This is a genomic window from Streptomyces sp. NRRL F-5755, from assembly GCF_001279365.1.
Lineage (GTDB): Bacteria > Actinomycetota > Actinomycetes > Streptomycetales > Streptomycetaceae > Streptomyces > Streptomyces rimosus.
Map to the genome: position 1 here is coordinate 1 of NZ_LGCW01000083.1, position 9087 is coordinate 9087.

10 protein-coding genes are annotated in these 9087 nt (G+C 72.9%); 7 read left to right on the forward strand and 3 right to left on the reverse strand.

All coding sequences use genetic code 11. The features are described 5' to 3' along the window. The first annotated feature begins 97 nt into the window (after positions 1-97). A complete protein-coding gene (gene trpS / locus ADK86_RS11530; RefSeq protein WP_053696504.1) occupies positions 98-1111 on the forward strand; it encodes a tryptophan--tRNA ligase in 1014 nt (337 codons plus the stop codon). Positions 1112-1263: 152 nt separating this feature from the next. After that, positions 1264-1845, forward strand: a complete 582-nt coding sequence (locus tag ADK86_RS11535) for a 2'-5' RNA ligase family protein (protein WP_053696505.1) — start codon at positions 1264-1266, stop codon at positions 1843-1845. 22 nt (positions 1846-1867) lie between these two features. Here the strand turns inward: ADK86_RS11535 and ADK86_RS11540 are convergent, their stop codons facing one another. Both ADK86_RS11540 and ADK86_RS11545 read right to left on the reverse strand, forming a co-directional pair. After that, on the reverse strand, positions 1868-2623 hold the full coding sequence (locus tag ADK86_RS11540) for a decaprenylphospho-beta-D-erythro-pentofuranosid-2-ulose 2-reductase (RefSeq protein WP_053696506.1): 756 nt from the start codon (positions 2621-2623) through the stop codon (positions 1868-1870). 41 nt (positions 2624-2664) lie between these two features. Beyond that, positions 2665-4035 (reverse strand): FAD-binding oxidoreductase, encoded by a 1371-nt coding sequence (locus ADK86_RS11545; protein ID WP_053696507.1) that lies wholly within the window; start codon positions 4033-4035, stop codon positions 2665-2667. Positions 4036-4279: 244 nt separating this feature from the next. Between ADK86_RS11545 and ADK86_RS11550 the strand changes: the two genes are divergently transcribed. Genes ADK86_RS11550 through ADK86_RS11565 form a run of 4 tightly spaced genes read left to right on the forward strand, consistent with a single transcriptional unit; the run spans position 4280 to position 7337 of the window. Further along, positions 4280-4828, forward strand: coding sequence for a phosphatase PAP2 family protein (locus tag ADK86_RS11550; protein ID WP_053696509.1), 549 nt, complete (start codon positions 4280-4282; stop codon positions 4826-4828). Further along, on the forward strand, positions 4825-5802 hold the full coding sequence (locus ADK86_RS11555; RefSeq protein ID WP_078952000.1) for a decaprenyl-phosphate phosphoribosyltransferase: 978 nt from the start codon (positions 4825-4827) through the stop codon (positions 5800-5802). Before ADK86_RS11550 ends, ADK86_RS11555 begins: the two co-directional genes overlap by 4 nt. A 20-nt stretch (positions 5803-5822) precedes the next feature. Then, a complete protein-coding gene (locus tag ADK86_RS11560; RefSeq protein WP_053696511.1) occupies positions 5823-6368 on the forward strand; it encodes a GtrA family protein in 546 nt (181 codons plus the stop codon). Between the two features lie 9 nt (positions 6369-6377). Next, positions 6378-7337 (forward strand): YihY/virulence factor BrkB family protein, encoded by a 960-nt coding sequence (locus ADK86_RS11565; RefSeq protein WP_053696508.1) that lies wholly within the window; start codon positions 6378-6380, stop codon positions 7335-7337. 132 nt (positions 7338-7469) lie between these two features. Here ADK86_RS11565 and ADK86_RS11570 read toward each other — a convergent pair whose 3' ends face one another. Next, positions 7470-8852 carry a D-alanyl-D-alanine carboxypeptidase family protein gene (locus tag ADK86_RS11570; protein WP_234345811.1) on the reverse strand — a complete coding sequence of 461 codons (1383 nt, stop codon included), beginning with the start codon at positions 8850-8852 and terminating at the stop codon, positions 7470-7472. Between ADK86_RS11570 and ADK86_RS44365 the strand changes: the two genes are divergently transcribed. Next, the coding region (locus ADK86_RS44365; RefSeq protein WP_053696513.1) for an SCO4848 family membrane protein at positions 8851-9087 on the forward strand (237 nt) is incomplete at its 3' end. The genes ADK86_RS11570 and ADK86_RS44365 overlap by 2 nt on opposite strands.

Below are 9087 nucleotides of genomic sequence, written 5' to 3' on the forward strand. Positions count from 1 at the left end.
CCGTGCCCCGCCGGGGCACCCCCGTGCCCCCGCCAATGCCCCCGCCTCTGCCCAGCCGCGCGCCGCCCCCGTCCGCGGACCTGAGACAATGACTGCCATGGCTCTCGATCGTCCGCGTGTACTCTCCGGGATTCAGCCCACCGCCGGCTCCTTCCACCTCGGCAACTACCTCGGCGCCGTCCGCCAGTGGGTGGCCCTGCAGGAGTCGCACGACGCCTTCTACATGGTGGTGGACCTGCACGCGATCACCGTCCCGCAGGACCCGACGGCGCTCCGCGCGAACACCCGGCTCGCCGCCGCCCAGCTGCTGGCCGCCGGTCTCGACCCGGAGCGGTGCACGCTCTTCGTCCAGAGCCACGTCCCCGAGCACGCCCAGCTCGCCTGGGTCATGAACTGCCTGACCGGCTTCGGCGAGGCCAGCCGGATGACGCAGTTCAAGGACAAGTCCGCCAAGCAGGGCGCCGACCGCACCAGCGTCGGCCTGTTCACGTACCCGATCCTGCAGATCGCCGACATCCTGCTCTACCAGGCCCACCAGGTCCCGGTGGGCGAGGACCAGCGCCAGCACATCGAGCTGACCCGCGACCTCGCCGAGCGCTTCAACGGCCGCTACGGCGACACCTTCACCGTCCCGGCGCCGTACATCCTCAAGGAGACCGGCAAGGTCTACGACCTCCAGGACCCGGCGGTCAAGATGAGCAAGTCGGCCTCGTCGGTGAAGGGGATCATCAACCTGCTCGACGAGCCCAAGACCTCCGCCAAGAAGATCAAGAGCGCGGTCACCGACACCGACACGGTGATCCGCTACGACGCCGAGGCCAAGCCGGGCGTCTCCAACCTGCTGACGATCTACTCCACGCTCACCGGCGAGTCCATCGCCGACCTGGAGAAGAAGTACGAGGGCAAGATGTACGGCGCCCTCAAGACCGACCTGGCGGAGATCATGGTCGAGTTCGTCACACCGTTCCGGGACCGTACCCAGGAATATCTGGACGACCCCGAGACGCTGGACTCGATCCTGGCCAAGGGCGCCGAGAAGGCGCGCGCGGTGGCCGCCGAGACGCTGGCCTCGGCGTACGACCGGATCGGGTTCCTGCCCGCCAAGCACTGACCGGCCGGGCCGGGGCCCGGGCGCCCCGGCCCGCCCGCGTACCAGGGCCTTCGGTCCCGGATGCGGCGGGACCGAGGACGGTCGCCGCGGGGACGGCCCACCCGGCACACTGGCATCCGGGGTACAACGACAGCTTCAGGAGGGAGAACGCAGTGGGGACCGTAACGCTCGGCGTTTCGATCGCGGTCCCGGAGCCGTACGGCAGCTTCCTCCAGGAGCAGCGTGCGGGCTTCGGCGACCCGCACGCACACGGCATCCCCACGCACATCACCCTCCTGCCGCCCACCGAGGCCCGCGCGGAGGACCTGCCCGCCATCGAGGAGCACCTCGCCGAGGTCGCCGCCGGCTTCGCGCCCTTCCGGCTGCGCCTGGAGGGGACGGACAGCTTCCGGCCGTTGTCCCCGGTGGTTTTCGTCAAGCTGGCCGAGGGCGAGGCGGAGTGCACCGCCCTCCAGGAGCGGGTGCGTGCCGCGTCCGGACCCTGCGCGCGCGAACTGCAGTTCCCGTACCACCCGCATGTGACCGTCGCGCACGGCATCTCCGAGGAGGCCATGGACCAGGCGTTCGTGGCGCTGAAGGACTTCGAGGCCGCCTGGACGATCGACGGGTTCGCGCTCTACGAGCAGGGCGCGGACGGCGTGTGGCGGCTGGAGCGGGAGTACCCGTTCGGGGCGCCCGCCGCCGGGGTGCCGCGCCAGGCGGATCTGTCGCGGCCGCCTACGCCCACCTGCTAGCGGGCCGGGCGCCCGTCGGCGCTCATACCGGCAGTCGCCGGAAAATCGCCCGTGGCATATGCCGCAGGACAGCCATCACCGGCCGCAGCGCCCCCGGCACCCACACCACCTCGCTCCGGCGCCGCAGCCCCGTCCCGACCGCCTCCGCGACCGCCTCCGCCGTCGTGGCCAGCGGCGCCGGCTTCATTCCGGCCGTCATCTTCGTCCGTACGAACCCGGGCCGCACCACCATGACGTGCACACCCGTCCCGTACAGCGCGTCCCCCAGCCCCTGCGCGAACGCGTCCAGCCCGGCCTTGCTGGAGCCGTAGACGAAGTTCGAGCGCCGCGCCCGCTCGCCCGCGACCGACGAGAGCACCACCAGCGAACCGTGCCCCTGGACGCGCAGCGACCGGGCGCAGACCAGGCCCGCCGAGACGGCGCCGGTGTAGTTGGTCCCCGCGATCCGCACGGCTTCCGCCGGCTCCGCCTCGGCGCGCTCCTGATCGCCCAGTACGCCGAAGGCCAGCAGCACCACGTCGATGTCGCCCTCGGCGAAGACCTTGCCGAGGGCTTCCTCGTGGCCGCCGGTGTCCAGCGCGTCGAAGGGCACCGTACGTACCTCGGCGCCCAGCGAACGCAGCTGCCCGGCCGCGTCCTCCAGGGCGGGGGAGGGGCGGCCCGCCAGCCAGACCGTACGGGCGCGGCGGGCGATCAGGCGGCGGGCGGTCGCCAGGGCGATCTCGGAGGTGCCGCCGAGGATCAGGAGGGACTGGGGGGAGCCGAAGGCGTCTTTCATGCGCTTTCCTTTCGGACGATTTCCTTTCGGAGGGGGGCCGGTCACAGGGCGAGGCGGCGCGAGAGGTCGGACGTGAAGACCCCGCGCGGGTCCAGCCGCTCCCGCAGCTCGCGGAACTCCGGCGCCCGCGGGTACATGACATCGACCAGCTCCGGCCGCAGCCGGGCGTCCTTGGCCAGGTAGACCCGCCCGCCCGCCGCGGCGACCGCCTCGTCCAGCTCGTCCAGGAAGGCACCGAGCCCCGGCAGCCCGGCCGGGATGTCCAGGGCCAGCGTCCAGCCCGCCGCCGGGAACGACAGCCACCCGGAACCGCCCGCGCCGAACCGTTTCAGCACCGCCAGGAACGACGGACAGCCGCGCGCCGCGATCCGCTCCACGATCCGCCGCAGCGTCTCCTCCTCCCCGTGGCCCACCACGAACTGGTACTGCACGAAGCCGCCGCGCCCGTAGACCCGGTTCCAGTGCGGCACCCCGTCCAGCGGGTGGAAGAACGCGGAGATCCGTTGCAGCTCCCCGGTCCGGCGGCGGGGCGCCCTGCGGTACCAGAACGCGTTGAACAGCCCCACCGACCGCCGCCCGAGCAGCCCGTCCGGCAGGCCGCGCGGCGCGGGCGGCAGGCGTCCAGGGCGGAAGGCCAGCGGGGCCCGGCGAGCGCGCGCGGGCAGGGCGTCCAGCGGCGCGTGGTCGCCGCGGGTCAGCACCGCACGGCCGGTCGCCGCGCCGTGCGCCAGCAAGTCGATCCAGGCGACGGAGTAGCGGTAGCGGTGATCGGTGGCGGACAGCCGCGCCAGCAGGTCGTCCAGGTCCGCCGCGCGCTCGGTGTCGACCGTCATCAGCGACGTCTGTACGGGCACGAGCCGGACCGCCGCCGCGAGCACCACGCCGGTCAGCCCCATGCCCCCGGCGGTCGCGTCGAAGAGGTCCGTGCCGGGCCGTACCGTACGCACCGCGCCGTCCGCCGTGAGGAGTTCGAAGGACCGCACGTGCCGGGTGAAGGAGCCCGCCACATGGTGGTTCTTGCCGTGGATGTCCGCGCCGACCGCGCCGCCGACCGTCACGTACCGCGTCCCCGGCGACACCGGCACGAACCAGCCCAGCGGCAGCAGCACCTCCATCAGCCGGTGCAGGCTGACCCCCGCCTCGCACTCCACGACGCCCGCCTCGGCGTCGATGCGGCGGATACGGTCCAGGCCCGTCATGTCCCAGACGACGCCGCCCGCGTTCTGCGCCGCGTCCCCGTAGGCGCGCCCGAGCCCCCGGGCGATCCCGCCGCGCGCCCCGCACGCCCGCACCGCCGCCACGGCCTCGCCGTACGAGCCGGGGCGGACCAGCCGCGCGGTGGTGGGGGCGGTACGGCCCCAGCCGGTGACGGAGGCGGTACGGGAGCCGGCCGGGCCGGTGGACGACGCCATGCCGCGACCGTAATGCGGCGGATGCGTTGATCGCCCGGCTTCCCGGCCGCCCCCGCACGAAAAGAGTGATTAATGGGGTGGATGGGCTAATCGCGGCGACACGGCACACCCGTCCCCGGAGAGTCGGAAGCGGAGCCCCGAAGGGCTTGAGGGATAGGTGCCGGGCGGACCGTACGAAGCGGGCGGTCCGCCCGGCGAGCCGGCCCGATACCGGATCGAGGTGACCCCGCTGTCCCCGGAAGAGATGGATCACCGCCTGCTCGCCGCACTGCGCGCCTGCGGATCCGACGCGCGGATGGCCGCCGTCGCCCGCGCCCTCTCGCACGGCGGCGAGCACGGAGCGCTCTGGCTCGCCGCCGGGCTGGCGGGCGCCGCGGCCGACCGGCCACGGCGCCCCGCCTGGCTCCGCGGCACGGCCCTGAGCTGTGGAGCCCATCTGCTGAGCATCGGCCTCAAGCGCGTCGTACGCCGCCGGCGCCCCGCGCTGCCCGGCCACGCCCCCCTCGTACGCACCACGAGCCCGCACTCCTTCCCCAGCGCCCACGCCGCCTCCGCCACCGCTGCCGCCGTCACCCTGGGCGCACTGCGGCCGGTGGGCGCCGGCCTGTCCGCGCTGGCCGTGGCGATGTGCCTGTCGCGGCTGGTCGCGGGGGTGCACTATCCGTCGGACGTGGCGGCGGGGGCGGTGGTGGGGGTGCTGGTGGCGGGGCTGGGAGACGTACGGGGGATTGGCGCGCTCATGGCGAGCGCGGGCGGCGCGCGGGTTCAGGGCGTACGCGGGGAGCGGACGTGACCGAACGCGCCACCCTCCTGGAGGAGCCGCCGCACGGCCCCGGAGTGGCCACCGCGCCGCCACCCGGCCCCCGGGCCCGCGCGCTCGGGCTGCCTCGCGGCCTGCTGCGCACCGCCCGCCCGCGCCAATGGGTCAAGAACGTCCTGGTGGCCGCCGCTCCGGCCGCCGCGGGCGATCTCTTCCACCATCAGACGCTCCGCCAACTCCCGCTCCTGTTCCTCCTCTTCACCGCCGCCGCGTCCGCCGTCTACCTGATCAACGACGCGCGAGACGCCACGGCCGACCGTGCGCACCCCGACAAGTGCCGCCGCCCGGTCGCCGCGGGCGAGGTCCCCGTACCCGCCGCCTACGCCGCCGGCGCCCTGCTCGCCGCCCTCGTCCCGGCCGCCGCGGCCGTGCTGTGCAACCCCGCCACCGCCGCTCTGCTCGGCGCGTACCTCCTCATGCAGCTCGCCTACTGCGTCAGCTGGAAGAACGTCCTGGTCGTCGACCTCGTCGTGGTCACCGCCGGCTTCCTGCTGCGCGCCATGATCGGCGGGCCCGCGCTCGGCATCCCGCTGTCCCGCTGGTTCCTGATCACCGCAGGCTTCGGCGCGCTGTTCATGGTCGCCGCAAAGCGCTACTCCGAAGCGCTCCGCATGGCGCGCGAGCAACGTACGGACAAGGGGGAGACCCGGGCCCTGCTGCGCGAGTACAGCGACGGCTACCTGCGCTTCGTATGGCAGCTGGCGGCCGGCGGCGCCGTCCTCGCGTACTGCCTGTGGGCCCTGGAGAGCGGCGGCACCCCGGCCGGCGTCCTGCCGTGGCGCCAGCTGTCCATGATCCCGTTCATCCTCGCCGTCCTGCGCTACGCGGTCTTCGCCGACCGGGGCACCGCCGGCGCGCCCGAGGACGTCGTGCTGCGGGACCGCCCGCTGGCCGTCATCGCACTGGCGTGGACCGTCCTGTACGCGATGGCCGTCGCGGACGTATGACGGGGGCGAGCGCCGCCGCGATGACCACCGGCCCCGCCCCGCCCGGCAGCCCGCACCGGCCGCCGGGCCGCCGCCTGCGCGCCCTCGCCCCCGAGCTGCTCGGCTTCGCGGTCGCCGGCTCCTTCGCGTACGCGGCCGACCTGGCCCTCTTCGTCTGGCTGCGCGGCCCGGCCGGGCTCGACCCGTTCATGGCCAAGTCGCTGTCCTTCCTGGCGGGCTGCACCGTCGCGTACGCCGGAAACGCCATCGGCACCTACCGCGCCCGTACCCGCCCCGCACCACCCCCGTACGCCCGGCGCGCAGCCCGCACCCCCGCCCCCGTACGCATCCGCCGCTACGCCGTCTTCCTCGCCGTGAACCTCGCCGGCGCCCTGGTCCAGCTGACCTGCCTCGGCGTCTCGCACCACCTGCTCGGCCTGACCTCCGCGACCGCCGACACCGTCTCGGGCGCGGGCGTCGGCATGGCGCTGGCCACGTGCCTGCGTTTCTGGGGTACCCGGACGCTGGTCTTCCGCCACGCGGGCGACATACCTGTGCAGATGGTGTCGAAGGCTGACGAAGGGTAGGGGGGAACCATGGATTGGTTGAGCAAGCTGCCGGTCATCGGTCCGATGGTGTCCTGGCTGATGACGACGCACCTCTGGCGGGCCTACGAACGCATGGGGCAGGTGCACTGGACCCGGCTGGCCGCCGCGATCACGTTCACCAGCTTCGTCGCGCTCTTCCCGCTGCTGACGGTGGCCGCCGCGATCGGCGCCGCGCTGCTCAGCGAGCGGCAGCTGCACGATCTCCAGAAGAAGATCGCCGAACAGATCCCCGGCATCTCCGGCCAGCTCGACCTCGGCGCCCTGGTCGAGAACGCCGCCACCGTCGGCGTCATCGCCGCCGTGGCCCTGCTCTTCACCGGCGCCGGCTGGGTCGACTCGATCCGCGACTGCCTGCGCGCCGTCTGGGAGAAGGAGGACGAGGACACCAACGTCTTCGTCGCCAAGCTCAAGGACGTCGCCCTCCTCCTCGGCCTCGGCGGCACTGCTCTGGTCTCCCTGGCCTGCTCCGGCTTCGCCACCGCCGCGGTCGGCAAGGCGGCCGAAGCCCTCGGCCTCGCGGAAGGCGGCGTCGGCAGCGTCCTGCTGTCCGCTGCCGGCTTCTGCATCGCCGTCCTCGCCGACTTCCTGCTCTTCGCCTACGTCCTGACCAAGCTGCCCGGCGTCCACCCGCCCCGCCGCGCCGTCGTCACCGCGGGCTTCATCGGCGCCATCGGCTTCGAACTCCTCAAGCTCCTCCTCAGCGGCTACCTCAAGGGCGTCGCCGCGAAGAGCATGTACGGCGCCTTCGGCACCCCCATCGCCCTGCTCCTGTGGATCAACTTCACCGCGAAGCTGGTCGTCTTCTGCGCGGCGTGGACGGCGACACAGCGGTGCGGTCCGGAGGCGGAGGGGAAGGCGCTGGATTGTGATGCGGGGAAGGAGGGGGAGCGGCCTGAGGCGAAGACCGCTGCCGACAAGTCCGAGGGCTCGGGGGCGACGGCGTCGTAGCGGGCGTACGGGCTGGCCGCGCGGCCGTACGGTCTGGGCGTACGGGCTGGCTGGCGGTTATACGGTCTGGGCGTACGGGCTGGGCGTACACCCCGTACACCCAGCTCCACCGCCACCAACCAGACTTTCTCGCTACTTGCCGCTGCCCCCACGCCGCGGCCAGCGCCGACGCACCACGAACGCGACGCCGCCCAGCACCACCAGCAGCCCGCCCGCGATCGCCGCCGCGGTCCACACGCCGCCGGCCCCGCCGGACGAGTCCTCCAGCGCGCCCCGTGCCTTGTCGCCGCTCAGCTTGCCGCCCGCGCGCGCGTCGCCCTCCTCGCTCTTGGGCCCGACCAGCCTGCCGACCGGCTCGACCTTGTCGGCCGCCGCGAAGCCCCAGTCGAAGAGCTTGGCCGTCTCCTTGTACGCCTCGTTGTGTTCCTTCTTCTCCGGGTTCATGACCGTGACGAGCAGCTTGCGGTCGCCGCGCTGCGCGACGCCGGTGAAGGTGGAGCCCGCGTTGGTGGTGGAGCCGTTCTTCACGCCCGCGATACCCGGGTACGGCTTGACGTCGTAATCCCCGCTGAGCAGCCGGTTCGTGTTCTGGATGCCGAACGATCCGCGCTTGCCGTCCTTGACCTCGCCCGGGAACTGCGCGCTCACCGTGGAGCAGTACTCCCGGAAGTCCGCGTTCTGCAGCCCGGCGCGGGCGAACAGGCTCAGGTCGTACGCGCTCGACACCTGGCCCGGCGCGTCGTAGCCGTCCGGCGTCACCACATGCGTGTCCGTCGCGTTCAGCGCCTCGGCCTGCTTCTGCATCTCCTGCACGGTCTTGGCGGTACCGCCGTTCATCGCGGACAGGGTGTGCACGGCGTCGTTGCCCGAGCGCAGGAAGACCCCCAGCCACAGGTCATGGACCGTGTAGCTCTGGTTCTCCTTTATCCCCACCAGGCTGCTGCCCGAGCCCATGCCCGCCAGGTCGGCCGGCTTGACCGTGTACTTCTGGTTCTTGGGGAACTTCGGCAGCACCGTGTCGGCGAACAGCATCTTCAGCGTGCTGGCCGGCGGCAGCTGCCAGTGCGCGTTGTGCGAGGCCAGCACCTTGCCGCTCTCGGCGTCCGAGACGATCCAGGAACGCGCCGTGAGGTCCGACGGCAGCTTGGGCGCCCCCGGCTTGAGCTGCACCTGCGTACCGGCCTGCCCCAGCCGGTCGCCGCCGACCTTCGACATCTCGGCGGGCGGCGCCGGAACCTGCGGCTTGCCGTCCTTCGGCTTCTCGTCCGCGTGCGCCGGGGCGGCGAACAGCAGCGGCGGCAGCAGTACGGCGGTGCCGGCCAGCGCGGCGGTCGTACGGGTGAGCGCGCGGCGTACGGTCCGGGTGTTCCCGGGGGCCGCGGCGGTCGGATGATCGGCAGAAGTGGTCGGCACGTCGGTGAACGTACCCGTCGGCGCAGGTGCGGGGGACACCGCCCCACGGAAGAGTGCCCCCGCCGACCGCCGGATGGAGCCGCCGCCCATACTGGATTCCATGAAGCTCTCTCGCCCCGTCTCCTGGTTCCTGCTCGCCTTCGGGGTATGGAGCTGGTTCATCTGGATCACTTTCGCCAAAAACCTGTGGAAGGACGGGAGCGGCCTCGCCTTCGACGACGCGGGTGACCCGACCGCATACTTCTGGGTCCATCTCGCGCTCGCGGTGACGTCCTTTCTCTTGGGGACGGCAATCGGCATCATCGGGTTCCGGGGCGTACGCGCCCTCCGCGGCTCC